This window comes from Pseudomonas sp. PB106 (assembly GCF_009764645.1).
In the GTDB taxonomy this organism is placed as follows: domain Bacteria; phylum Pseudomonadota; class Gammaproteobacteria; order Pseudomonadales; family Pseudomonadaceae; genus Aquipseudomonas.
This window is the reverse complement of the sequence record NZ_RWIM01000070.1, coordinates 1-22,728: the sequence shown is the minus strand read 5'-3', so window position 1 is coordinate 22,728 and position 22,728 is coordinate 1. Positions and strand designations below refer to the sequence as shown.

Here is a 22,728-nt window from a genome sequence, read left to right as displayed (position 1 = left end):
GGAGCGGATTGTACTGCATTCACCCAAACACTGAAGAACCTGTGGGAGCTGGCTTGCCAGCGATGAGGCCGGCACATTCAATATTGATATTGGATGATCCACCGCCATCGCTGGCAAGCCAGCTCCCACAATGGGATTTGAGTCAGACGCGGAACTGGCGCAGGAGGCTGTTGAGTTGTTCGCTCAATTGGCCGAGCCGTACGCTGGCTGCGCTGGATTGCTCCGCCGCGATCGCCGTGCTGTGCGAGAGACCCGCCGCCTGGGTGACGTTCTGATTGATGTCTTCGACGACATGCGCCTGCTGCAGCGTGGCGCTGGCAATCGAGGCATTCAAGCCATTGAGATTGCGCAGGGCCTGGCCAATGGCATTCAAACTGGCGCCGGCCAGTCCAGCCTGTTCGATGGTCAGTTGCGACGCCTTGCTGCTGTCGCCAATGACTTTGACCGCCGCCTCGGAGTGATTCTGCAGGCGCTCGATCATCGACTGGATTTCCGCCGTCGATTTTTGCGTACGCTGCGCGAGCAAGCGCACCTCGTCCGCCACCACGGCGAAGCCGCGACCTTGCTCGCCGGCCCGTGCCGCTTCGATGGCAGCGTTAAGCGCGAGCAGGTTGGTTTGCTCGGCAATCGAGCGAATCACTTCAAGCACGCTGCCGATTTGCGTGCTTTCCGCCGCCAGTGTGCGAATCACGTCCACCGCTTGATCGATGGTGCCGGACAGCTTGTCGATCTGCTGCAGACTGCCGTCGATGTTGATCTGGCCCTGTTGCGCCTGCGCCTCGGCGTCGCGCATTTCACTGGCCGCATGCTCGGCATTTTTTGCCACGTCCTGTACGCCATAGGTCACTTCGTTGATCGCTGTGGCCACCAGTTCCATCTGCTGCGATTGCTGCTGGCTGCGTTGCTGGGCTTGCGCAGCATCGTTACCCAGTTCGCTGGAGGATTGCCCGAGGGCGCTGGCCGAGACCTGCAAGTCGCCGATCACCCGGCGCAATTTGGCGGTGAACGCGTTGAAGTGATGGGCCAGTTCAGTCACTTCATCCTTGCCATGGGTATCGAGGCTGCGGGTCAGGTCGCTTTCGCCGCTGGCAATATTGGCCATGGCGTTGACGGTTTTCCGCAGCGGCCGGACGATGCTGCGCGCGATCAGAATCACCAGCAGCGCCATGATCAGCGCAATCCCCAGGCCGATTGCGGAAGCCTTGATCACCTGGCCCTGGAATTCCGCCTGCACATCGTCGATATACACGCCCGAGCCAATCACCCAGCCCCAAGGCTCGAAGAGTTTCACGTAGGAGGTCTTGGCCACAGGTTCACTGGCACCAGGTTTTGGCCAACGGTAATCGACCATGCCGGCGCCCTTGGCCTTGGCGATGGCGACCATTTCGTTGAACACCGCAAAGCCGTCCGGATCGCGGATCGCCGAGAGGTTCTGGCCTTCCAGTTTGGGATTGGTCGGGTGCATGACCATCACGGGCGTGAGGTCGTTGATCCAGAAATAATCGCTCTGGTCATAGCGCAAGCCACGGATCGCGGTCAGCGCCTGTTTTTGCGCCGCGTCTTTGCTGAGCGTCCCGGCGGTTTCGAGGTCGTGATAATAGGTGAGCAGGCCGCTGGCGGTCTGCACCACATGCTGGGTTTTCTGTGCTTTGGCGTGATACAGGTCATCGTGGATCTGCTTGAGCATCAACACGCCCAAGGTCAGCAACATGACCACCGCCACAATCAAAATGAGCCACAAGCGTCGGCTGATCGACACACTGCGCAAGCTGTTCATAACGCTGTCACTCCGGATTCTTGTTCTTGTAATAAATGACCGCCAGCATCCAACCACGATTATGTGGGCGGGCCTATGCGACCCAAGTCGTATAACGCAGCAGCGCTATTAAGGCTTGTCTGATAGGATTTCGGCCCCGCGCGTAAAAACCTGAATCCAAGTTGATATTTCACGGAATTTTGACTGTTTGGTCTGGATCCTGTGCGCGCGGAATCGGTACAGCATTTACCAGCTACGCTGATCGCAGTGAACGTAAAAAAATACTATCGGGGCATGCCGGCGCGCATCGCTCTTTGGGGGATTGATGGATCTTTGGACGGCCTTGCAGGCACTGATACTAGGAGTTGTAGAGGGGCTGACGGAGTTTTTGCCCATTTCCAGTACCGGACACCAGATCATCGTTGCCGACTTGCTCGACTTCGGTGGTGAGCGGGCCATGGCGTTCAACATCATCATCCAGCTCGGCGCGATCCTCGCGGTGGTCTGGGAGTTTCGCCGCAAGATTTTCGACGTGGTCATCGGCCTGCCGACTCAGCCCAGCGCACGACGCTTTACCGCCAACCTGCTGATCGCCTTTCTGCCTGCCGTGGTGTTGGGCGTGATTTTTGCCGATTTCATTCACGAATACCTGTTCAATCCGATTACGGTGGCAGCGGCATTGGTTGTCGGCGGCGTCATCATGTTGTGGGCGGAAAAGCGTCAGCACGAAGTGCATGCCGAAACCGTCGACGAGATCACCTGGAAGGACGCGCTGAAGGTCGGATTCGCCCAGTGTCTGGCAATGATTCCCGGCACTTCGCGTTCCGGCTCGACGATCATTGGCGGCCTGCTGTTCGGTCTGTCACGTAAAACTGCCACGGAGTTTTCGTTCTTCCTGGCGATGCCGACCATGGTCGGTGCAGCGGTCTATTCGGGTTACAAGTATCGCCACTTGTTCGTGCCAGCAGACTTTCCCGTGTTCGCCATCGGTTTCATCACGGCGTTCATCTTTGCGATGATCGCCGTGCGTGGCTTGCTGAAGTTTATTGCCAGCCATAGCTATGCCGCGTTCGCCTGGTATCGGATCGTGTTTGGCCTGCTGATTCTGGCGACCTGGCAGTTCGGCTGGGTGGACTGGGCGGCGGCCAAGCCATGAGTGATTCCCGCGCACGCCGGCCTGAAGGGCGACCGTCGGGCGGCAACAACATCCAGAATCTGAAACTGAAACTGGTCATTCTGCTGATCGTCTGTGCGCTGCCGTTGTTCGGCTCGCTGTCGATGTGGCTGCGCGGGATTTCGTGGTTGCCATTGGCGGCTTACGGAGTCGTCAGTGTGCTGGCGTTCTTCATGTACTGGGCCGACAAGCGCAAGGCGCGCGCCGATGCCTGGCGCACGCCGGAGAACATCCTTCATGCGGTGGAACTGGCCGGCGGCTGGCCGGGCGCGTTGATCGCCCAGCAGGTTTTCCGGCACAAGACGCGCAAGGTGTCGTTTCAGATTCTGTTCTGGACGATTGTATTGCTGCATCAAGTGTTCTGGATCGACCAGTTGTTCCTCGGCTCGAACCTGCTGGCACTGTTCTAGTCGCCTGCACGAGTCCCTTTGTAGGAGCTGCCGAAGGCTGCGATCTGTTGATTTTGCTGTTTAGAAGATCAAAGTCAAAAGATCGCAGCCTTCGGCAGCTCCTACACGGGGATTGGGTTTACAGCAATAAACCGACTTGGGTTTTCTTCGGCAATTTGCTCACCACCAACTGGTGCGAACGCTGCAACAATCCCTGCAATTCCTCGGCAGCCAACGGGTAGGGCGGGTGCATGATGATCCACTGCGCCCTTGCCAAATACGGCGCCGGGTGGATGCCCGGTCGGTCGCAATGCCCGAGGAACAGGTCCTTGTCGACCTTGAACGCCAGTGAATCGCCGCGCAGTCCCTGCAAGGCAAACATCTTGTTGCCGGCAATCGAAAACACCCGCACGCCACCCCACTTGTAATCTTCTCGCGCGCCCGGCAACGCCAGACAGAATTCAGCGACGTCCGCTTCGCTCATCTTTCCCTTCTTCATAACAACCGCTCCCCACAGGCATTGAACGATTCGACCAGGTGATCAATCCAGGCGCGCACCGCCGGCATCACCCCGCGTCGATGCGGGTACACCGCTTGCAGCCAGCCGCCGGGCAGTGACCATTGCGGCAGCATCTGCACCAGCGTGCCGTTTTCCAGCTCCGCCTCGCAATACATCATCGGCAACAGAGTAAACCCCTGGCCCGCCAGGACGCAGGCCTTGCGCACGACAAAATCGTCGATGCCCAGCCGCGCCTCCATGCTCAACTCGAAAGGGTTGCCCTGTTGATCGAGCAGGCGCACATGCACCATGCGGTCGGCCTCCAGCGCGCCAAGCACCGGCAGGTTTTTCAGGTCTTGCGGATGTTGCACGGTATGGCCCTGAAGGAACGCCGGGCTGCCGACCACGACCATCTGCGCCTGACGCAAGCGTCGGGTGACCAGCAATGGATCTTCATCACCGTGCTCACGCACGCGCAGTGCAACATCAAAGCCTTCGCCGACCAGATCAACGCGGCGGTTGAGCAAAACCACTTCCAGCTGCACTTGGGGGAACTTGCCAAGGAATTCACTGATCACCCACGGCAACATTTCCCGCGCCAGACCGGTAGGGCACGATACGCGCAAGCGGCCGCGCGGTTCACTGGACATGCTCGCCACGGCCTCATCGGCCATTTCCGCTTCCAGCAACATCGCCTGGCAGTGGCGCAAATAGCGCTCGCCGACCGCCGTGAGGTTAAGTTGCCGGGTGGTGCGTTGCAGTAAGCGGGCGCCGAGGCGCTCTTCCAGTTCGGCAATGCGCCGGGACAAGCGCGACTTGGGAATGCCCAGCAATCGCCCGGCCGCCGCGAAGCCACCAGCCTCGACGACTTTGGCGAAATAGTAGAGATCGTTGAGGTCTTGCATCGGCAGCATCCAATTGTCCTATCAATGGGACAAACTATCGCATTGCAGGCGGCTAATCATCCATTGGTTTCTTGCGTAGGATTGTCTCCATTCCGTCGCCACCGGCGATTCATTCCAGGAGAACCCACATGAAACTGCTGCATATCGATTCGAGCATTCTGGGCGACAACTCGGCTTCCCGTCAGTTGAGCAGCCAAGTCGTCAAAGCCTGGCAAGTCGCCGAGCCGAGCGCTGTGGTGACTTACCGTGATCTGGCCGCCGACGCCATCAGCCATTTCTCGTCGACTACCTTGGTTGCCGCTGGCACTACCGCTGAGCTGCGCAACGCCGCACAACAGCACGAAGCCGAATTGAGCGCCTCGACGCTGGCCGAGTTCATCGCTGCTGACGCCATCGTTATCGCTGCGCCGATGTACAACTTCACCGTGCCTACTCAACTGAAAGCGTGGATCGACCGCGTTGCCGTCGCCGGTCAAACTTTCCGTTACACCGAAGCCGGCCCTGAAGGCCTGTGCGGTGGCAAGAAAGTGGTGATTGTTTCGACTTCCGGTGGCATCCATGCCGGTCAGGCCAGCGGCATCGCCCACGAAGAATATCTGAAGCTGGTGCTGGGCTTCCTCGGCATCACCGATATTGAAATCGTTCGCGCTGAAGGCCTGGCGTACGGTGATGAAGTGCGCAACAACGCCATGACTGCCGCCCAAGCGAAGATCAGCGAGCAACTGTTTGCCGCAGCATAAGGCTTGCGTAAACAACAGCTGATGTTCAGGTAACACCCGAAAAACTCTGTATTCTGGTTCCGCAAGGGCCAAATACGGAGTTTTTTGTTTCCAGCTGTTACATAATCTGGCCCGGGTTATGCAGTCACACAATCAGCGTCTGAATGCATTGTCGTACCGAAACGCCGAATCCCCGGCATTTCAGGCCCGTCATGCAACGGATCTTTCGATTGAGTAACAACAGGGTGGAGCATCCCATGATGCGTCTTTGTGCAACGTTACTGATTTGCCTGCTCGGCAGCCTGAATTCAGTGCAAGCGGCGCCTGGACGGCATCCTGTGTGGAGCGTCGGTTATCACGAGATGACCTTCCTCGATCCGCTGGACCTGCAACCGATGCGCGCCATCGCGTTCTATCCCTCCAGCGACCGCGAGCACATGAGCCTGCTTGAGGGCTACTCAGTCGAGGCCGGCGAAGACACCAAAGTCGCTATCGGCCGCTTTCCAATGTTGATGCTCTCCCACGGCAACACCGGCACGCCGCTGGCCCTGCACGATCTGGCAACCTCGCTGGCGCGCAAGGGTTTTGTCGTGGTGGCGGTGATTCATCCCGGCGACAACTCCAAAGACCACAGCCGATTGGGCACCCTGAGTAACCTCTACGGGCGGCCGATCCAGATTTCCGAAGCGATTACCGCAACCCTGGGCGACCGCATGCTCGCGCCGTACGTCAACGCCAATCAGGTCGGTGTGATCGGTTATTCGGCGGGGGGCGAAACCGCGTTGATTCTTTCCGGTGCGCAACCGGATCTGGATCGCCTGCGTCGTTATTGCCAGGAGCGCCCGGATGATCGTGACGCCTGCAACACCCAAGGTGAACTGATCGTTGATCGCGACGATCTGCAACCGGTCGCCGATCCGCGAGTTCATGCGCTGTTGTTGATGGCGCCGTTGAGCCTGAAATTCGGTCGGCATACCTTGGCCGACGTCCACGTGCCGGTGCTGCTCTATAGCGGCGATGGCGACAAACTGGTCGCGTTCGATAAAAACGCCGCGGCTCTGGCGCGCAAACTGCCAACCGCGCCGGATTTCAAGTTACTGGCCGGGGCAGGGCACTTCGTGTTCATGGCGCCGTGCAATGAAGAACAGATCCTCGCCATGCCCGCGCTATGCACTGACGCGGATGGGGTTGATCGCGAGGACATTCACCGCAACCTGATCTCCGAGGCCGGTCGGTTTTTCTCCCATGCGCTGGGCCAATCAACGCGTGCGGGTATGCAAACCGCCGATCAATAGATCAATAGATCAAAAGAAAGCAGCCTTCGGCAGCTCCTACATGGGAATGGCGTACATCCTGTAGGAGCTGCCGAAGGCTGCGATCTTTTGATCTTGTTTTTTCAATCCTTCGCCCGACGCATCAGCATCAAGGTCAACCCCAATCCTATCACCGACAACAACGCCGCACTGAAGAATATCCACGCATACCCCAGATTCAACGCCACCGCGCCCATCAACGGCCCGGCAATCGCCAGCGCCAGATCAAAGAACACCGCATACGCACCTAACCCTGATCCGCGACTTGAACTGGGCACCTGTTTGATCGCCTCGACCCCAAGCGCCGGGTACACCAGCGACAGGCCAAACCCGGCCAGCCCCGCGCCGATCAGGGCGAAGGCCGTAGAGGGTGCCAGCCACAGCAGCACCAGACCGACCGTTTCGATGGTCATGCAGGCAATCGCCGAGCGAAAACCACCAAAGCGACTGATCGCCGAAATGAACAGCAGTCGCGAGAGGATGAAGCACACGCCGAACACGGTCAGGCAATAAGCCGCACCGGTCCAGCCGCGATTGAGGTAATAAAGGGTGATGAACGTGGTGAGCGTTCCATAGCCGATCGAGGCCAGGGTCAGACTGGCGCCATAAGGTGCAATCCGGCCAAACACTGCCCAGAACGGTAGCCGTTCGCCGCGAATCACCGGCACCGAAGGTTTGTTACGAATCAACAGCAGTGCGCCCGCCGCCAACACCGACAGGGTAATGCCGAGGCTGGTAAAACCGTAATCAGCCACCATCACCACACCCAGCGGCGCGCCAATGGCAATCGCACCGTAAGACGCGATGCCGTTCCAGCCGATGGATTTCGCCGTGTGTTCAACACCGACCTGGCCCATGCACCAACTGATCGTGCCGACCCCGATCAAGCCCTGCGCGACCCCGAGCAACAAGCGTCCGACGATCAATATCAGCAGACTGGCCAGCGGGAAGCTTTGCAACAGCGTCGATAGCAGCGTCAGCGCCCCACTGAAGACAATGCCCCACAAGCCATAAATGATCGCCCGTTTGGTCCCGACAGTGTCGGACATGCGTCCAGCCATCGGCCGGCTGAGCAAGGTCGCAAGGTACTGCGAGCCGATTACCAGCCCCGCGATGATCGCGCTGAAGCCCAATTGTTCGTGGACATAACCCGGCAACACCGCAATCGGCAAGCCGATGCAGAGGAAGGCAATAAAGGTATAGAAAACGATGGAGACGATCTGCAGGGTGATCGCCATGGAGCTTTGCGGTGGCAGTTGCTGCGCAGACATGTGAACTCGTTCGCGGGCGGCGGTGGGAGAGTTCGCATCATGGCTTGGGTGTTGGATAAAAGAAAGCAGGCTAACTACTTTCCTTCACTGATCGTTCCCACGCTCTGCGTGGTAACGCCGCCACGGACGCTCCGCGTCCGGCTCGTGTGACGCGGAGCGTCACAAGATGCATTCCCACGCAGAGCGTGGGAGCGATCAGCGTCCTGAATGCAAAAAGCCCCGTCACATGGACAGGGCTTTTCAGATTGCAGCAGCGTTTTAGAACACAACGCCCTGACTACGCAGGTAGTCATCGTACGTGCCGCTAAAGTCGGTCACGCCATTCGGGCTCAGCTCGATGATGCGCGTGGCCAGGGATGATACGAACTCACGGTCGTGGCTGACGAAAATCAGCGTGCCCGGGTAGTTTTCCAGCGCCAGGTTCAGCGCCTCGATCGATTCCATGTCCAAGTGGTTGGTCGGTTCGTCCATGATCAGCACGTTCGGCTTTTGCAGGATCAGCTTGCCGAACAGCATGCGGCCTTGCTCACCACCGGAGATCACTTTGACCGACTTGAGGATTTCGTCGTTGGAGAACAGCATGCGGCCCAAAGTACCGCGAATCATCTGCTCGCCCTGAGTCCACTGACCCATCCAGTCGAACAGAGTGACGTCGTCTTCGAAGTCGTGCGCGTGGTCCTGAGCGTAGTAGCCCAGTTCCGCGGCATCGGTCCACTTGACGCTACCGGCATCCGGGGTCAGTTCATTGACCAGGGTGCGCAGCAGCGTGGTCTTGCCGATACCGTTCGGGCCGATGATCGCTACGCGCTCGCCAGCTTCAACCTGGAAGCTGAAGTCCTTGAACAGTGGCTTGCCGTCGAAACCTTTGGCCATCTTCTCGACCATGACCGCCTGACGGTGCAGCTTTTTGTTCTGCTCGAAGCGGATGAACGGGCTGACACGGCTGGAAGGCTTGACTTCGGCCAGCTGGATCTTGTCGATCGCCTTGGCACGGGAAGTGGCCTGCTTGGCTTTCGAGGCGTTGGCCGAGAAGCGGCTGACGAACGATTGCAGCTCGGAAATCTGCGCCTTCTTCTTGGCGTTGTCCGACAGCAGTTGCTCGCGGGACTGGGTCGCCACGGTCATGTATTCGTCGTAGTTGCCCGGGAACAGGCGCAGCTCGCCGTAATCCAGGTCAGCCATGTGCGTGCACACGCTGTTCAGGAAGTGACGGTCGTGAGAGATGATGATCATCAGGCTGTTACGCTGGGTCAGGATGTTTTCCAGCCAGCGAATGGTGTTGATGTCCAGGTGGTTGGTCGGTTCGTCGAGCAACAGCACTTCTGGATCGGAGAACAGTGCCTGCGCCAGCAACACGCGCAGTTTCCAGCCTGGCGAGACTTCGCTCATCGGACCGAAATGCTGTTCCAGCGGAATACCCAGACCCAGCAACAGTTCGCCGGCACGGGATTCGGCAGTGTAGCCGTCCATTTCGGCGAATTCGGTTTCCAGCTCGGCCACGGCCATGCCGTCTTCTTCAGACATTTCCGGCAGCGAGTAGATGCGATCGCGCTCGGCCTTGACCTTCCACAGCTCTTCGTGACCCATGATCACGGTATCGATCACGGTGAATTCTTCGTAGGCGAACTGGTCCTGGCGCAATTTACCCAGACGCACGTTCGGCTCGAGCATGACCTGGCCAGCGGACGGATCAAGATCACCGCCGAGGATTTTCATGAAGGTCGACTTGCCGCAACCGTTGGCGCCAATCAGACCGTAGCGGTTGCCCGCGCCAAATTTGACCGAAACGTTTTCGAAGAGCGGCTTGGCGCCGAACTGCATCGTGATGTTAGCTGTAGAAATCAAGAGTTTTTCCTGCGAAGCATTCGAGTAGCGAGGGTGCGGCTGGAGCGCTTGGCCCGAGTCAAAGTGCGCTGAAGCGGGAAAGACCCGTCATCAACCAAGGGGGGCGCGTAAAGTTTGGCGGCGATTGTACTGGTCTGGCTCTTTAAACGATAGGGTGATGACGCCTGGAATGCCGATTGGCGCAAACGCGGGACAGTTTTTCACAGATCAAGGTTCACTATCGGTTACAAAGTGTGGCTAAAATGCCATCCATTCACTCAGCGCCCTCTAATGGCGTGGGCTCAAGGACGTGCCATTTGTATTCAGACCGCTGCATAAGACGCGGGGCTAGAGCCGCCCGGCGCGCAGTTTGTTCATTTCTGACGTGTGACGATCTCCGTGAAACTCATCATTGCTGCTATTTATGTCATTTCGATTGCATACGTTCATCTTCGTGGCCGTGTGCGTCACAAACTGGGTCGGCAACTCAGCGATCACTCGACGTTTCTCGCGCCGATCAACTGCTTCCTTTATCTGTTTTCGAAAAAGCCCAACAAGCCGTTTCTCGATCCAGCGGAATTTCCTGATCTGAGCCCGTTGCAGGCGCATTGGCAGGAGATCCGCGAAGAAGGCCAGAATCTGCTGCGTGCCGGTGAGATCAAACGCTCGAACCAGTATGACGATGTCGGCTTCAATTCCTTCTTCAAAACCGGCTGGAAACGCTTTTACCTGAAGTGGTACGGCGACAGCCACCCGTCGGCGATGAAACTGTGCCCGCGCACCACCGAACTGGTGCAGAGCATCGGCTCCATCAAAGCGGCAATGTTCGCCGAGTTGCCGCCGGGGTCGAAACTGGTGCGCCATCGCGATCCGTACGCCGGTTCCTACCGCTATCACCTTGGCCTGGAAACGCCGAACGATGCCGGTTGCTACATCAACGTTGACGGCGAGAATTATCACTGGCGCGACGGTGAAGCGGTGATGTTCGACGAGACGTTCATTCATTACGCGGAAAACACTACCGACAAAAACCGCATCATCCTGTTCTGTGACATTGAGCGTCCGATGAAGTATCGCTGGGCGGCGGCGTTCAACAGCTGGTTCAGCCGTACCGTGATGTCAGCGGCAGGTGCGCCAAACGATGCGGGGGATAAAACGGGTGGAATCAACCGTTTGTTTACCAGGATCTACAAGATTCGTCTGCGCGGCAAAGAGCTGAAAAAGCGCAATCGCAAGCTGTACTACATGGAGAAGTGGGCGATCTTTGGTGGTTTGTTGGCGATCTTCATTCTGATCTGATTTTTGCGGCGCCTGGTGTTAGGCCTTCGCGAGCAAGCTCGCTCCCACAGTAGCTTCAACCGAGATCCTGTGGGAGCGAGCTTGCTCGCGAAGGGCCCTTAAAACGAACCACGAAACCTCAGGACGCTTTCTTCGCCTTCTTCGCCGGCGCAGCTTTCGCCGGTTTCTCGGCCTTCGCTTTCGGCTTAGCCGGCGCTTTCCCACCCAGACTGCGTTTAAGCAGTTCGGTCAAATCGATCACATCAGCCGATTTCCGTTCTTCCTCTCCACCCACCGTCTCGACGTCCTCAATCTTGCCTTCATGGGCCTTCTTCTCGACCAGCGCCATGATCTTGTCTTCAAACTCGTCGTTGTAATCCTCGGGCTTCCAGTCCGCGCTCATGTCCTGTACCAGCCGCTTGGCCATGTCCAGCTCACCTTTGGCCAATTTCGGCTCGGTCACTTCACTGCCCAATTCGAGTTGATCGAGGCTGCGAACCTCCTGCGGCCAGCGTAGCTTCACCAACACCAGCGCCGACTCCAACGGCATCAACGCCGCCAGGTATTGCCGCGTATGCAAGACCACGCGGGCGAGGGCGACCTTGTTGGTTTTGCTCAGAGTCTCGCGCAGCAACGCATAGACCTTACCGCCACGCTTGTCGGGCGCCAGGTAATACGGCGTATCAATGTTCTGCAGGGGAATCTGTTCGGCATCAACGAAAGAAAAGATGTCGATGGTTTGCGTTGAAACCGGGTGCGCCGAGCGGATTTCCTCTTCACTGAGCACCACATAGCGGCCCTTTTCATAGGCCACACCTTTGACGATATTTTCCTTGGTGACTTCCTTGCCGGTCACCTTGTTTACGCGTTTATAGCCCACCGGATCCATGCTGCGACTGTCGAGCCAGTCGAAATCTACGCCTTGCGACGAAGTCGCTGAGACCAGCGCGACGGGGATGTGTACCAGTCCGAAACTGATCGCGCCTTTCCAGATTGCCCGAGCCATGGTGAGTTCTCCGAGTGATGATCAGGTGACCTGTGGCGCAGCGCGAAAGTTTCCAGGGATTGCGGCGGCTGCTGGTGACTCAGTCAAGTCGTGTTACATGTTGTTTAAGCGCTGTGACTTAACAAATCCGAACCCTCGGCGTAGCGTGGACTCGAAGGCTCCATCCTTGGCGCATCGAGAGGCCGCTCCATGAAACGAATTCTGTGGGTCATCGCTTTCCTGAGCTTCGGAGCGGGCTGGGCTCACGCGGACGAGCCGACTGCAACGCTGTTGCTCGCACAAAGTCCGTCCGGCACCAACAACAATCCTTACAACAGCCCGATCCGCCGGGCCAACCCCAACAGCATGCAGGGCACTCAGCCCAGCACTCCGCCCATGCGCGCTCCGAACACCGTGCCGACGCCACGTCAGCCCACGGTCGAAAACCGTGGCATTGGCAATGGTCAGCCAATCCGTTCGGTGCCGAGTACACCGCCGACCTTCATTCCCAACCCACCTTCGCGAAGCACCGGTACGACCCGTTGAACGGCAGGAGTCAAGCCTGCCAGTCTTTGAAACGAACAAAAGGAATCGTGAATGTTGCGTAAAACCCTTCTAGCCAGCCTGTGTGCGGGCGCGTTGATCAGCGTGCCGGCATTTGCCGCAGCCCCCAAAGAACTTCAAAGCGAACAGGGCACCCTTGAAGTCACCACCATCACTCAAGGGCTCGAGCATCCTTGGGCGCTGGCGTTTCTGCCGGATCGCCAAGGCATGCTGGTGACCGAGCGCCCCGGCAATCTTCGGGTTGTCGGTGTCGATGGCAAGTTATCCGCGCCGATCACGGGGGTTCCGCAGGTCTGGGCCAAGGGGCAGGGCGGCTTGCTCGATGTGGCGCTGTCGCCGGACTTCAAGCAGGATCGGCTGGTGTACTTGTCTTACGCCGAGAGCGGCGGTGCCGGCGACAAGGCCGGCACGGCGGTGGGACGAGGGCGACTGTCGGATGACCTAAAGACACTCAAGGACTTCAAAGTGATTTTCCGTCAGGAGCCGAAGCTTTCGGTCGGCAATCACTTTGGCTCACGTCTGGTGTTCGATCGTGACGGTTATCTGTTCATCACCCTTGGCGAAAACAACGACCGGCCCACCGCGCAGGATCTCGACAAGCTGCAAGGCAAAGTCGTGCGCATCTACCCTGACGGCAAAGTGCCGGACGACAACCCCTTTGTCGGCCAGTCCGGTGTCCGTCCGGAGATTTGGTCCTACGGCCATCGCAACCCGCAGGGCGCCGCCCTGAATCCGTGGACCGGCACGCTATGGGAGAACGAGCACGGGCCCCGTGGTGGCGACGAAGTGAATATCGTTGAGCGTGGCAAGAATTACGGCTGGCCGCTAGCGACCCATGGCATCAACTACTCGATGCTGGCCATTCCGGAAGCCAAGGGCAAAACCGTTGAAGGCACCGTCAGCCCGCATCATGTCTGGGAGAAATCACCCGGAGTCACGGGCATGGCGTTCTACGATGGCGATCGCTTCAAGCCATGGCAGCACAACGTGTTTATCGGCGCCTTGGTCACGCAGGAATTGATCCGCCTGCAATTCGATGGCGACAAGGTCGTGCATGAGGAGCGTTTGCTTGGCGAACTGAAGCAGCGGATAAGAGATGTTCGGCAAGGGCCGGATGGTTATCTGTATGTGCTGACGGACGAAGAAAAGGGCTCACTGTACAAACTGGGCCTGAAGTAATCATTTCCCACAGGGCGCTCGGATTTACTTTGGCATCGTCGCCAAGTCGAGAACCCTGTGGGAGCTGGCTTGCAGTCAATCACTCCACTTGAGCCACATTCGTCTCTTTGCGACGCTCCCGAACCCCGCGCACCACCAGATACAACAACGGCCCAATCGACACAAAAACCGCCGTCAGCAACAAATAAGGCACTACCGACCAAACCGTCTGCCCGCGAGAACGCGCATCCTTGACCATCCACACTCCAGCCAGAGTCGCCAACAGATACAAGTCGATCACCACCTGTGCCGTATCCGGGCGGGACATCAGGCTGATGCCAAAATCAATCAACGATTGTTCAGCCTGGAGCATCACTGAAACCGTGTAACCGGTAAAACCAAGCAGTGCAGTAAGAGGCAGGGCTACAGACATCATGCATTCCTTCCTTGAAGTGATGAGCAGAATCGCCAGCCTACAGCCGTCGAGCGAAATTGACCATTGACTTGCGCGCCGCCCTCAGGCTAATTTTCAGCCCATGACTTTCACCGTATTGCGCTGCCAACCAAGCATTATTTCCGCCATTCCTCATTTGGCGGGCTAGCTCACGACTGCAGCACCCAACCCGCCCTAGAGGCGGGTTTTTACTTTCTGTCTCCGGGGTTCTGAAAAAAACGTCAGGAGACGACCATGCCATACACCGCCGACCAGCGAACCCTGCTTGAGCACTATGTAAAGAAGATCCTGGCTGCGCCCGTGTATGACATTGCCGTGCGTACACCGTTGCAAGCGGCGCCAGCACTGTCTGAAGCGCTGGGTAACCGGATCTTGCTCAAGCGCGAAGACTTGCAGCCGACGTTCTCCTTCAAGATTCGCGGCGCCTACAACAAACTCGTCCAACTGAGTGACGAGCAGAAAGCACGCGGGGTGATCACCGCATCCGCCGGTAATCATGCGCAAGGCGTGGCATTGGCGGCGCGCGAACTGGGCATCGGCGCAACGATTGTCATGCCTTCCACGACACCCGAGTTGAAAGTCATTGGCGTGCGCAGTCGCGGCGCCGAAGCGCGGTTGCATGGCGAAAGCTTTCCGTTTGCCCTGTCCCACGCCCTGCAATTGGCCGAGCAGACTGGACGCACCTTCGTGTCACCGTTCGATGATCCTGATGTGATTGCCGGGCAGGGTACGGTGGCCATGGAAATTCTGCGTCAGCATCAAGGCACGCTCGATGCGATCTTCATTCCCGTGGGCGGTGGTGGTTTGATCGCGGGCATCGCGGCGTACATCAAATACCTGCGTCCCGAAGTACGGATCGTTGGCGTGGAGTCCGAACACTCGGCGTGTCTTAAGGCCGCCATGGAAGCGGGTCAACGCGTGGTGCTGCCTAATGTCGGCACCTTCGCCGACGGTGTGGCGGTGGCGCAGATTGGCGCATTCGGATTTGAGGTGTGCCGCTTCTGCGTGGACGAGGTGATCACTGTCAGCAACGACGACCTCTGCGCGGCGATCAAGAACATCTACGACGATACCCGCTCGATCACCGAGCCTTCCGGTGCTCTGGCGGTTGCCGGAATCAAGCAGTACGTGACGCGGACCGGCGCTAGCGATCAAACCTTCGTTGCCATCGACTCGGGCGCCAATATCAACTTCGACAGCCTGCGCCATGTCGCCGAGCGCGCGGCGGCATGCGGCGCACCGGCGTAGGGGGATTATTGCTGAAGTGCGGTGCTGACTTTGTCCGAGGCTGACCAAATGCGATAACGCACTTCAACGTCCGAGGGTGCGTACACCACGACGGGCAATTTGCTGTTGTAACGCAGCATGAAGCCATCGCCGACGACGGGTACAAAGGCGCGTTTCTTCTGGCTGCCAGGCGGGCAGGCCATCATCGTGCTCATCGGGCCGATGACTTTTTCCAGGCGATAGAACCGATAGCCCCAGCCCTCGAGATTTTTTTCATCGAGCACGCCGCCCAGGCGTTGACGGTTGCAATCCACCTCAAGGGTTTTGCCGGCGAGGATTTCAACCTGGAAGTTCTCTTCCTGCTCTTGTTTGGGCAGGTGGATGACCTGGCGGCTGAAACCGGCTTCGGCTTTCGGAAACGGTGCGACGTCTTCGAGCTTGGCCGCATTGGCGAGATTGGACAGGCTGGCGATGATCAGGCCGGTGGTCGCGTAGACGCGTAAAGAACCCATGGGTGCCTCCGTGCGGGTGTAGGGTGAGTGATCGGCATTCTTACTGTCATGGTAGATGAATGGAAACCGCTGTCGACTTGCAAATTGCAGTGCTGCAAACGGCAGATCTTGCATTTTGCAAATAGCAAAACGCTGGCAACTTCGCCAAGTGCTTGATATTTCGAGGGTCAAAATCAACCGATGAGAGGCACGTTTTATGCGTTGTTTTAGTGCGGCGCACCGGGTTTGTGCGCCTACACTCCAATGGGCATTTCGCAGTACAACCGCTTGTCGCACCCAGGGAAACAGCGGGGATACACCCGTGCAGGGGCTGCAACGGTCAGCGTGAATACTTGATTGGCAATCTCACAGTAAGGAGAGGGTTCGCCATGTTTCTGTCTGCCTTGGAACTACGCAATATCATTGAAAGCAGTTTTCTGCCTAAACGCTGCCAGTGCACGTTGTCGCCGGATCTGTCGATGACCGTCAAAGTGTTCGGCGATCATCAAACCGATCAGGTCGATTTACTGGTCAGTGGAATTGATGCCAGCCACCTCAATGGCTGTCGTGAAATAAACGAACTGATCGCAGGGTTGCGATCGGACCTGAACAAGCAGACTGCGCAACAGCACTACAGTCCGCGATCCAGAGCCGTTTAACGCACCGTTTCACCCACTTCGACCGTCACGCGCCGGGCCTGCACAAAACCAAGGCCCAGCGCGAACTCGACCAGCACCGCGAGCAAAATCCCGGGGCCGGCATGACCGTTGAGCCACTCCGCAAAACCCAACACCGCCAAACCAAAACAACCAACGATAAACCCGTTGCTCAGCGCATTGCGGCCCAGCGACGGCGGTGCGTTGCGCACCAGATGAAACATCACCCCCAACGCTGCAAACAGCACCGCACTACGGCGCGCGACAAACCCGGCACCCTCTGAATACTCGATGCTCCAGATTGCCAAGATCATTTCGGGGAAAAATCCCCAGCCCAATGCGAGCAGAAAACAAAGGGAAGCGGTGATGCCCGACAACGTGCGAAACGACAACTGCATGGCCAATCCTTGCGGCAGTGAAGAGGGCCCCGAGCATAACCGCCGAAACCCTCCACGCCTACCGCACAGCGGCAAATCAGAGCTTTCTGTCAGTTCTGGTAGCTGCACGCGTCAGACAATTTCCGATAGCTGATTTCTCCAGGCTTACCGATATCGTCGATGTACTTCATGTCGGCTGTGATCACCTTGCAATCCAGAGTGGGCGGCTCGGTCAATGCCACCACTTTTGCCACATGCAACGGCATGCCGTACTCATAAGGCACCGCTTTGGAGGTGGCGGACGTGTCATTGGCCTGGGCCAGCCCGGCAAATGCAGTGCAGGCGAGGGCGGCGCTGAGCAATAAAGGACGAATGTTCATGAAAGGACTCCCGAGTGGCGGTTCTAGAGTTCGGCGTGATTCAGCCGAACCTGCCGCACTGGGCGACAGCCAGAATGGCTGAGGGCGTGCGGTTCAGTACATTTTTTGACCACAGCGTTAAGCGATGGTTAACCGAGCTGAACGCCGGCTGTCAGGGAGTGGGGTAGTTTTCTCCGGGATGTTTGGCGAATTCCTACAAAGGCCGGTGCCTTGTCTGCTTTCGGCGGGTGGAGCGGGGCGGTTATTGTCCGGTGCCGCTGCAAAATCAGTGGTTCGGGTTTGGTCACCTGAGAACAGTCAGCAAATTCATTACTCATTCAGCCGTGAGTAATCCTTATGCCTATTCTCAATCAATTGCCGAACCGCTTTCTTCCCCTCAGAAGCAACGTCACCGAAACCCCGACGCTGCTCATCGACACACAAGCCAGCCCGAAAGACATCCTCGAAGCCGCCGTCCAGCGCATCCGCGCCGCCGCCGACCTGCTCGAAACCCTGCATTGCCTGTGCTTCAAGCACGCCGACGTGCAGGACATTCCACACATCACCCATGCGCTTTACCTGCTGACGCAGGATGGCAATGATTTGCTGCAGGTGGCGCAGCAGCAAATGTTGAGTTGAAAGGCGCCGGTTTGATCTCTGTCTGGATTGCCTCACACTCACGGGTAGAGGCATTTTCTGCCCGTGCCTGATGTTTACAACAGCTAGTTAGAGAAGAGACTCTGCCTAAGGAACAGGAGCAAAAGGGCTGACCAAGTCTGGGCTCCATTTCAACTCAACAATATTTTTGGGTAAAAAGCGCACGTGCAAATACACATCACCACGTTTTCGGCGAGGTAGCGGTAAAATCACCTCATGGTTCTCCTTCTGACGCCTTGCCGAATCTGTTCGCCAGTCCTGCTGAGAATCCAGGAAACACGAACGGTTTCACCCTCAATTCGTTGGCAGCACATAACCCCTCCGCCACCCATTGCGAACAGGTTGCCTCCCCAAAAGTCATTTATCCAAAAGCTGAAAATTGGGCGATCTGTATAGTTTTTCTGACGTCAGCATTGCGCCGGGCGTACGAAATATATCAATGATTTTTGGGGTGGCGCAGCTAAGCAGCAAAGCCAGTACAGCCAGGGCTATTCGCCTTCTTCGCCATGTTCGTTTTCGACGTGGGTCCGCAGCAATATCTATCAAGCGCACGAAGTCCAAACTAGAAGTTCAAATTTCAATTCTTCGGTATGCACTGAATCTGCATACATTTATGTTGACGCATCCGGAGACTCTGCAGAGGGTTTCCGCTTCATCTGTTCCAGATAGTCGGGTGCCATGCCTTTGGTTTTGTTCAGGCTCGGCATGTCGAACTCTCGAACGACGAAATACTTAGGTAATGGGGCGCCGGTTCCCTGCGGTATCTGCTGAATCATGTACTGGTCGTTTACGTAATATTCGAGCAAATCTTCCACGTCGAAACTGAGGCCTTTGGGCGCAGGAGCGAACCATTCGTCGAGCAATGCTTTGACTGGGGCGGTAGGGAACCTGGTTTTCAACCTCCAGGCCTCTCGGTCCACGTCCTCGAGCCAACTGAGTTCGGCGCGGAGGGCGGCCTTGCCTTGTTGAGTTTCCTTTAGAGCCCGATCGCGTTTTGCAGCTTGCGCGTCGCTTTCGCTGCTCATCCCTAGCGCTCGCGCGATTGAGCCTTGTTTGCTAAACATAGGGCGTTGTAAGCGCTCTTCTTGGTCGTCGTATGCTTGATGCTGCCCACGATACAGTTCCCATAAACCACGCAAACGTTGGATATACAATCGACGATGAGCTAGGAAGCTTTCAGCAGATACTTTTTTATTACCCGCCTTACTCATGTAATCTTTGCTCGCGCCGATTGCACTTGCCCCGTTGATGTGATCGTTCAGTATGAAGTACTCGGCGATATCTGGCTGGCTCTCATGCAATTCGTTAAGTGTAGGAAAGGGAACTCCTGCCTTTCGGGCAGCTTGATACATTTCATGCAAACTTGCTAGTTGAAGCTCAGTGCTATGAGCGACGTCGGTTTTTTTCAAACCGCCTCCCACGTCGTAGCTCGTCCCTGGTACTAGTCGTTCCTCCCATTTTGGAGTGGAAGAACCAGTGCCGATCAGCCTTGAACGGCGAGAATCCTGGCACTCATGGGCGGCAACGAGATGAAGCGCAGATTTAACAGGCCCAGCGAGGCACTCGCCATCATCCACAGTGTTTACAAACGGGATGAAATATTCCAGTAAAATAGAGCTGTCGCCGCTTCGATCCACCGCGTCAAACAATCCGGCGAAATTCACTTCGAGTTGGGCGCCTTTAAAAACAGTTGTTGCGGGATCACACTCTTCGAATAATTTATGGGTGAATGCTCGAGCAAGACTCGCCCCGAAGTCATATCCAAAAACAGAGATGGAGATACGCTTTACAGGCGCGCCACTTTTTGCTTTTGCATCAGCGAGTGTCTTTTCTACGACTTTAAATGCTGCCTCAAGTCGCGTATCAACGCCTGTTTTGAAAAAAGTAGCGGTATACTCGTTGTCTCGAGTTATTCCGAAAAGATCTAGCGCCGCCGGCGCTGCGGCTTTAATAGCTCCGGAGATAACATTGCCAACCTTCAGGTTGTTTAACAAAGATTCCCACCATTTTTTACCCGTGAGAATATCTTTTGCTGCATCAAGTGGACTTTTACTAAAAGTGTCTTCGGGGGATTTCAAAGCACTGTCTTTGGCTCGGCTCAACGCGCCGTCAATGCCAGCCCCGCTGCTAACAGCGCCGCCGCCGAGTGACGCATCGAAGTCAGACCCTAGACCAGATATGTAGAATCTGCGGCGATCCACATTTGTTTGAATTCTGTCTTGGCCAGTGTCATCCGGATGTGCGAAAAACAGGCGGGCCACATTGCTTAGGTTACCTTCCTGAATATCGTTGACCGAATTTCGACCGAACCCATCAAAAAAAAATGAGATGTGTAGCTTGGACTCGCAGGGCAAAACTGATTTTTTCTGCCCGTCAGTACCTGCGCAAGCTTTTGTACTGACCGTTTGAGCACGATCTAGATTAGAGTTTCCGCTCATTTCAGGCTTCCTTGCTGCGGGCTGGTTGAAGATCTGTGGAATTTTTCGAATGGGCTAACGAGGTCAGGACTCCATTTCAGTTCTACGATATTTCCAGGAAGGAATCGTACGTGTAGAAACTCATCTGTCCGTTGACGTTCAGGTAAAGACAGAACTCTTTCATGAGTTTCTTTTTTTACCCCTTGGCGGAGTTGCTCTCCAGTTCGGCTAAGGATCCAAGTTACTTTTACAGTAGGTCCTTGAATTTTTTTGCAGCACATAGTGCCGCCGCCTCCCATTGCGGCGAGATTTCCGCCCCAGAAGTCATTTATCCAAAAACTTAGAATGGGCCGATCCATATAGTTCGAAGACGTCAACATCGCGCCCGGCGTACGAAACTGGTTATAAAGATACGATCCAATGAAAGGCAGCAGTAAAACGAATACCCCGATGACAAGGTTGCGGCGATGCCAGATTTTTTGCCGCTTAGTATTCATGGCCACGGTCATTTACGTAAATTCCTTATCCAGCAATGCATCTTGAATATCCAGAAAACTTTGAGACAGACAGAAAGTGCTGATCAATATGTTCATCACGAAACTCATTCCGACAACTCTCGCATCACCACGCCAAGCGGCAATTTCTCTCCAATTGCCCGTTCTTTCGCCTTTTCCCACATCGGCCAGTTCGCCGGGAACTCGCGGTCCATCAATTGCAGACTGGCAAATAGCGTGACGTCCTCCGGTTCGGCCAAACCCTGGTTACGGCCAGCGTCTAATGCCTCTTTGACTTGTTTCAACCGTGCACCGTGGCAGGTGCTGGCAAACACTTCAGGCGCTTCTTTTTCCAGTTCCGTGGTGAGGCTGTAGGGCAGGGGATCAATCTCCATGTCCGCCGACAGCTTTGCGTCGAGGAAAATGGGCTCGTATCTTCCGGGCTGTTCAAGGTTGAGGCCCATCAGACAGTGCCATTGATCTTCTTCTGTGGGCACCCACCATTCCTGCAGCGGGCCAAACAGCCACGCATGCCAGGACAGATCATCGCGTGCGTACAGCATAGGCAGCACTTCGGGGGCGTAGCTCCGGATCATCAGAACTTCGCCGGCTTCATTTTTTGCCAGCAATGCATCACTTAGGTGCGCGGCGAGTTTTTCTGCAGGGCAGTCGGTGCGAATCCAACCGGCCATGGCGGTGCAGCCGGTGAAGTATTCGTGAGCGAGAAAGGCTTCGAAGTCCATATGGCTGACGTCAATCAGCCAAGGGCCGTAGTTGCGCAGTTCGGCGAACTCCGGTTGCACCATCAATGGCCGTCGTGACGGGTCAGCACTGACAAACTGCAATCGCGCAGGCTCCGACAACAGGCCTGTTTCAACGATTGCGAATATTGATTGTGCGTTGTTCTGCGCGTCGCTCCAGGCTTTTGCAGCGTCACTCTTGGTCATCAATTAGCCCCCGACTGCAAGGCGAGTTTTTCGCGCATGGCTTTCTTCAGACATTCGACGCAGATGCCGGTAGGCGCTTTGAGTTTCGGCGTCACGGCGAGTGACTCTGCCTGCATCATTTGATTGATGCGGGTTTGCAACAGACGACCGGCGTTATCGATCGCCGCGAGGCCAGGAATGAGTGGGGCGAGGATGGCAATCCCGGTGCCGGAGCCCGGTGAGCCACCCGAGTTTGTTTTCACCTCAGCACCACTGATGGTCACACCACCCGCATCGACCTTCACAAAACTCCCGCCAGCCTTGGCTGTGAGTTCCATGCCACCCTCAATCACTACCTTCTCACCAGCGTGATAGTGAATCTCGGTCCCCGCCTCAACAAACTGCGCAGTCCCGACCTTCAAATGCTGCGTCACACCCACCGTCAGGTGATCATTCGCGCGCATCTCGCTGATTCGATCCAGATGGGTAATCCGGTGTTCTTCAACCTTGAACTCGCTCAGCGTGTTGGCTTCAACGGTGTCATGCCGTTCGTTGCCGACACGGATTTTCTGGTCGTGCTCGATGTTTTCGTCCCAATCACGCTGGGCGTGGATGTAGATCTGTTCGACGCCTTTCTTGTCTTCGATGCGGAATTCGTTGTAACCCTTGCCGCCCGGTGAACTGAGGGTCTTGAAGGTGCTGCGGGTCTTGTTCGCCGGCAGGTCGTAGGGGACGACGTTTTCCTTGTGGTACAGGCATCCGGTGACCAGCGGCTGGTCGGGATCGCCTTCGAGGAAAGTGACCAGCACTTCCATGCCGATCCGCGGGATGGCGA

22 protein-coding genes and 3 pseudogenes are annotated in these 22,728 nt (G+C 56.7%); 10 read left to right on the top strand and 15 right to left on the bottom strand.

What is annotated here, in order from left to right:
* Positions 1 to 142 precede the first annotated feature (142 nt).
* Both EJA71_RS27785 and EJA71_RS27780 read right to left on the bottom strand, forming a co-directional pair.
* Positions 143 to 877: a methyl-accepting chemotaxis protein gene (locus EJA71_RS27785; RefSeq protein WP_371925654.1), complete on the bottom strand. Its 735-nt coding sequence runs from the start codon at positions 875 to 877 to the stop codon at positions 143 to 145.
* A 123-nt stretch (positions 878 to 1,000) separates the two neighbouring features.
* Positions 1,001 to 1,687: pseudogene (locus tag EJA71_RS27780) on the bottom strand (cache domain-containing protein); the annotation flags it as partial.
* 394 nt (positions 1,688 to 2,081) lie between these two features.
* Here EJA71_RS27780 and EJA71_RS09180 point away from each other — a divergent pair.
* Positions 2,082 to 2,912, top strand: a complete 831-nt coding sequence (locus EJA71_RS09180; protein WP_158956137.1) for an undecaprenyl-diphosphate phosphatase — start codon at positions 2,082 to 2,084, stop codon at positions 2,910 to 2,912.
* Positions 2,909 to 3,340 (top strand): DUF1294 domain-containing protein, encoded by a 432-nt coding sequence (locus tag EJA71_RS09175; RefSeq protein WP_158956135.1) that lies wholly within the window; start codon positions 2,909 to 2,911, stop codon positions 3,338 to 3,340. Before EJA71_RS09180 ends, EJA71_RS09175 begins: the two co-directional genes overlap by 4 nt.
* 118 nt (positions 3,341 to 3,458) lie before the next feature.
* On the opposite strand, the gene EJA71_RS09170 is transcribed toward EJA71_RS09175, so the two are convergent.
* Positions 3,459 to 3,818, bottom strand: coding sequence for an MmcQ/YjbR family DNA-binding protein (locus tag EJA71_RS09170; protein WP_158956132.1), 360 nt, complete (start codon positions 3,816 to 3,818; stop codon positions 3,459 to 3,461).
* Complete coding sequence (locus tag EJA71_RS09165) at positions 3,815 to 4,723, bottom strand: LysR substrate-binding domain-containing protein (RefSeq protein WP_158956294.1); 909 nt, start codon at positions 4,721 to 4,723, stop codon at positions 3,815 to 3,817. Before EJA71_RS09165 ends, EJA71_RS09170 begins: the two co-directional genes overlap by 4 nt.
* 128 nt (positions 4,724 to 4,851) lie before the next feature.
* Here EJA71_RS09165 and EJA71_RS09160 point away from each other — a divergent pair, with 128 nt between their 5' ends.
* Positions 4,852 to 5,463 carry an FMN-dependent NADH-azoreductase gene (locus EJA71_RS09160; RefSeq protein WP_158956130.1) on the top strand — a complete coding sequence of 204 codons (612 nt, stop codon included), beginning with the start codon at positions 4,852 to 4,854 and terminating at the stop codon, positions 5,461 to 5,463.
* 236 nt (positions 5,464 to 5,699) lie between these two features.
* Positions 5,700 to 6,737: a dienelactone hydrolase gene (locus tag EJA71_RS09155; RefSeq protein WP_158956128.1), complete on the top strand. Its 1,038-nt coding sequence runs from the start codon at positions 5,700 to 5,702 to the stop codon at positions 6,735 to 6,737.
* Positions 6,738 to 6,838: 101 nt separating this feature from the next.
* Here EJA71_RS09155 and EJA71_RS09150 read toward each other — a convergent pair whose 3' ends face one another.
* The gene (locus EJA71_RS09150) at positions 6,839 to 8,026 is read right to left on the bottom strand and encodes an MFS transporter (protein ID WP_158956126.1); all 1,188 of its coding nucleotides are present in this window, start codon (positions 8,024 to 8,026) and stop codon (positions 6,839 to 6,841) included.
* 258 nt (positions 8,027 to 8,284) lie between these two features.
* Positions 8,285 to 9,871: an ABC-F family ATPase gene (locus tag EJA71_RS09145; RefSeq protein WP_126363634.1), complete on the bottom strand. Its 1,587-nt coding sequence runs from the start codon at positions 9,869 to 9,871 to the stop codon at positions 8,285 to 8,287.
* A gap of 378 nt (positions 9,872 to 10,249) precedes the next feature.
* Here EJA71_RS09145 and lpxO point away from each other — a divergent pair, with 378 nt between their 5' ends.
* Positions 10,250 to 11,149: a lipid A hydroxylase LpxO gene (gene lpxO / locus EJA71_RS09140; protein WP_158956124.1), complete on the top strand. Its 900-nt coding sequence runs from the start codon at positions 10,250 to 10,252 to the stop codon at positions 11,147 to 11,149.
* 118 nt (positions 11,150 to 11,267) lie between these two features.
* Here lpxO and EJA71_RS09135 read toward each other — a convergent pair whose 3' ends face one another.
* Positions 11,268 to 12,134 (bottom strand): Ku protein, encoded by an 867-nt coding sequence (locus EJA71_RS09135; RefSeq protein ID WP_158956122.1) that lies wholly within the window; start codon positions 12,132 to 12,134, stop codon positions 11,268 to 11,270.
* A 189-nt stretch (positions 12,135 to 12,323) separates the two neighbouring features.
* Between EJA71_RS09135 and EJA71_RS09130 the strand changes: the two genes are divergently transcribed.
* The gene (locus EJA71_RS09130; RefSeq protein ID WP_158956120.1) at positions 12,324 to 12,659 is read left to right on the top strand and encodes a hypothetical protein; all 336 of its coding nucleotides are present in this window, start codon (positions 12,324 to 12,326) and stop codon (positions 12,657 to 12,659) included.
* 51 nt (positions 12,660 to 12,710) lie between these two features.
* The gene (locus tag EJA71_RS09125; RefSeq protein WP_158956118.1) at positions 12,711 to 13,856 is read left to right on the top strand and encodes a PQQ-dependent sugar dehydrogenase; all 1,146 of its coding nucleotides are present in this window, start codon (positions 12,711 to 12,713) and stop codon (positions 13,854 to 13,856) included.
* A 79-nt stretch (positions 13,857 to 13,935) separates the two neighbouring features.
* On the opposite strand, the gene EJA71_RS09120 is transcribed toward EJA71_RS09125, so the two are convergent.
* Positions 13,936 to 14,271, bottom strand: a complete 336-nt coding sequence (locus EJA71_RS09120; RefSeq protein WP_158956116.1) for a DUF2834 domain-containing protein — start codon at positions 14,269 to 14,271, stop codon at positions 13,936 to 13,938.
* 252 nt (positions 14,272 to 14,523) lie between these two features.
* On the opposite strand from EJA71_RS09120, the pseudogene ilvA reads away from it, so the two are divergent.
* Positions 14,524 to 15,513 (top strand): annotated as a pseudogene (gene ilvA, locus EJA71_RS09115) (threonine ammonia-lyase, biosynthetic); the annotation flags it as partial.
* A gap of 29 nt (positions 15,514 to 15,542) precedes the next feature.
* Here the strand turns inward: ilvA and eco are convergent.
* Positions 15,543 to 16,028, bottom strand: a complete 486-nt coding sequence (gene eco, locus EJA71_RS09110) for a serine protease inhibitor ecotin (RefSeq protein ID WP_158956112.1) — start codon at positions 16,026 to 16,028, stop codon at positions 15,543 to 15,545.
* A gap of 368 nt (positions 16,029 to 16,396) precedes the next feature.
* Here eco and EJA71_RS09105 point away from each other — a divergent pair, with 368 nt between their 5' ends.
* Positions 16,397 to 16,666, top strand: coding sequence for a DUF1652 domain-containing protein (locus tag EJA71_RS09105; protein ID WP_122595853.1), 270 nt, complete (start codon positions 16,397 to 16,399; stop codon positions 16,664 to 16,666).
* Here EJA71_RS09105 and EJA71_RS09100 read toward each other — a convergent pair.
* Together EJA71_RS09100 and EJA71_RS09095 are read right to left on the bottom strand one after the other, a co-directional pair.
* Positions 16,663 to 17,061, bottom strand: a complete 399-nt coding sequence (locus tag EJA71_RS09100) for a hypothetical protein (RefSeq protein WP_158956110.1) — start codon at positions 17,059 to 17,061, stop codon at positions 16,663 to 16,665. The two genes, EJA71_RS09105 and EJA71_RS09100, sit on opposite strands and share 4 nt — an antisense overlap.
* 89 nt (positions 17,062 to 17,150) lie before the next feature.
* Positions 17,151 to 17,420: a DUF2790 domain-containing protein gene (locus EJA71_RS09095; protein WP_158956108.1), complete on the bottom strand. Its 270-nt coding sequence runs from the start codon at positions 17,418 to 17,420 to the stop codon at positions 17,151 to 17,153.
* A 336-nt stretch (positions 17,421 to 17,756) separates the two neighbouring features.
* Here EJA71_RS09095 and EJA71_RS09090 point away from each other — a divergent pair, with 336 nt between their 5' ends.
* Positions 17,757 to 18,038, top strand: a complete 282-nt coding sequence (locus EJA71_RS09090) for a hypothetical protein (protein ID WP_158956106.1) — start codon at positions 17,757 to 17,759, stop codon at positions 18,036 to 18,038.
* A 629-nt stretch (positions 18,039 to 18,667) separates the two neighbouring features.
* On the opposite strand, the gene EJA71_RS09080 is transcribed toward EJA71_RS09090, so the two are convergent.
* The 4 genes and pseudogenes from EJA71_RS09080 to EJA71_RS09065 all read right to left on the bottom strand — a co-directional run.
* On the bottom strand, positions 18,668 to 20,494 hold the full coding sequence (locus EJA71_RS09080) for a phospholipase effector Tle1 domain-containing protein (protein ID WP_158956103.1): 1,827 nt from the start codon (positions 20,492 to 20,494) through the stop codon (positions 18,668 to 18,670).
* Positions 20,491 to 20,982, bottom strand: a complete 492-nt coding sequence (locus EJA71_RS09075; protein ID WP_256671586.1) for a DUF3304 domain-containing protein — start codon at positions 20,980 to 20,982, stop codon at positions 20,491 to 20,493. The genes EJA71_RS09080 and EJA71_RS09075 overlap by 4 nt, the downstream gene beginning before the upstream one ends.
* Positions 20,983 to 21,074: 92 nt before the next feature.
* Entirely contained in the window at positions 21,075 to 21,914 is an 840-nt protein-coding gene (locus tag EJA71_RS09070) for a DUF4123 domain-containing protein (RefSeq protein WP_158956101.1), read from the bottom strand.
* Positions 21,914 to 22,728: pseudogene (locus tag EJA71_RS09065) on the bottom strand (phage baseplate assembly protein V); the annotation flags it as partial. The pseudogene EJA71_RS09065 and the gene EJA71_RS09070, both read right to left, overlap by 1 nt.

What these genes read in the sequence shown, in the direction of transcription:
- EJA71_RS27785 (WP_371925654.1), bottom strand. Translation starts at nt 877, where the DNA reads ATGGAACTGGTGGCCACAGCGATCAACGAAGTGACCTATGGCGTACAG.
- EJA71_RS09180 (WP_158956137.1), top strand. Translation starts at nt 2,082, where the DNA reads ATGGATCTTTGGACGGCCTTGCAGGCACTGATACTAGGAGTTGTAGAG.
- EJA71_RS09175 (WP_158956135.1), top strand. Translation starts at nt 2,909, where the DNA reads ATGAGTGATTCCCGCGCACGCCGGCCTGAAGGGCGACCGTCGGGCGGC.
- EJA71_RS09170 (WP_158956132.1), bottom strand. Translation starts at nt 3,818, where the DNA reads ATGAAGAAGGGAAAGATGAGCGAAGCGGACGTCGCTGAATTCTGTCTG.
- EJA71_RS09165 (WP_158956294.1), bottom strand. Translation starts at nt 4,723, where the DNA reads ATGCAAGACCTCAACGATCTCTACTATTTCGCCAAAGTCGTCGAGGCT.
- EJA71_RS09160 (WP_158956130.1), top strand. Translation starts at nt 4,852, where the DNA reads ATGAAACTGCTGCATATCGATTCGAGCATTCTGGGCGACAACTCGGCT.
- EJA71_RS09155 (WP_158956128.1), top strand. Translation starts at nt 5,700, where the DNA reads ATGATGCGTCTTTGTGCAACGTTACTGATTTGCCTGCTCGGCAGCCTG.
- EJA71_RS09150 (WP_158956126.1), bottom strand. Translation starts at nt 8,026, where the DNA reads ATGTCTGCGCAGCAACTGCCACCGCAAAGCTCCATGGCGATCACCCTG.
- EJA71_RS09135 (WP_158956122.1), bottom strand. Translation starts at nt 12,134, where the DNA reads ATGGCTCGGGCAATCTGGAAAGGCGCGATCAGTTTCGGACTGGTACAC.
- EJA71_RS09130 (WP_158956120.1), top strand. Translation starts at nt 12,324, where the DNA reads ATGAAACGAATTCTGTGGGTCATCGCTTTCCTGAGCTTCGGAGCGGGC.
- EJA71_RS09125 (WP_158956118.1), top strand. Translation starts at nt 12,711, where the DNA reads ATGTTGCGTAAAACCCTTCTAGCCAGCCTGTGTGCGGGCGCGTTGATC.
- EJA71_RS09120 (WP_158956116.1), bottom strand. Translation starts at nt 14,271, where the DNA reads ATGATGTCTGTAGCCCTGCCTCTTACTGCACTGCTTGGTTTTACCGGT.
- eco (WP_158956112.1), bottom strand. Translation starts at nt 16,028, where the DNA reads ATGGGTTCTTTACGCGTCTACGCGACCACCGGCCTGATCATCGCCAGC.
- EJA71_RS09105 (WP_122595853.1), top strand. Translation starts at nt 16,397, where the DNA reads ATGTTTCTGTCTGCCTTGGAACTACGCAATATCATTGAAAGCAGTTTT.
- EJA71_RS09100 (WP_158956110.1), bottom strand. Translation starts at nt 17,061, where the DNA reads ATGCAGTTGTCGTTTCGCACGTTGTCGGGCATCACCGCTTCCCTTTGT.
- EJA71_RS09095 (WP_158956108.1), bottom strand. Translation starts at nt 17,420, where the DNA reads ATGAACATTCGTCCTTTATTGCTCAGCGCCGCCCTCGCCTGCACTGCA.
- EJA71_RS09090 (WP_158956106.1), top strand. Translation starts at nt 17,757, where the DNA reads ATGCCTATTCTCAATCAATTGCCGAACCGCTTTCTTCCCCTCAGAAGC.
- EJA71_RS09080 (WP_158956103.1), bottom strand. Translation starts at nt 20,494, where the DNA reads ATGAGCGGAAACTCTAATCTAGATCGTGCTCAAACGGTCAGTACAAAA.
- EJA71_RS09075 (WP_256671586.1), bottom strand. Translation starts at nt 20,982, where the DNA reads ATGACCGTGGCCATGAATACTAAGCGGCAAAAAATCTGGCATCGCCGC.
- EJA71_RS09070 (WP_158956101.1), bottom strand. Translation starts at nt 21,914, where the DNA reads ATGACCAAGAGTGACGCTGCAAAAGCCTGGAGCGACGCGCAGAACAAC.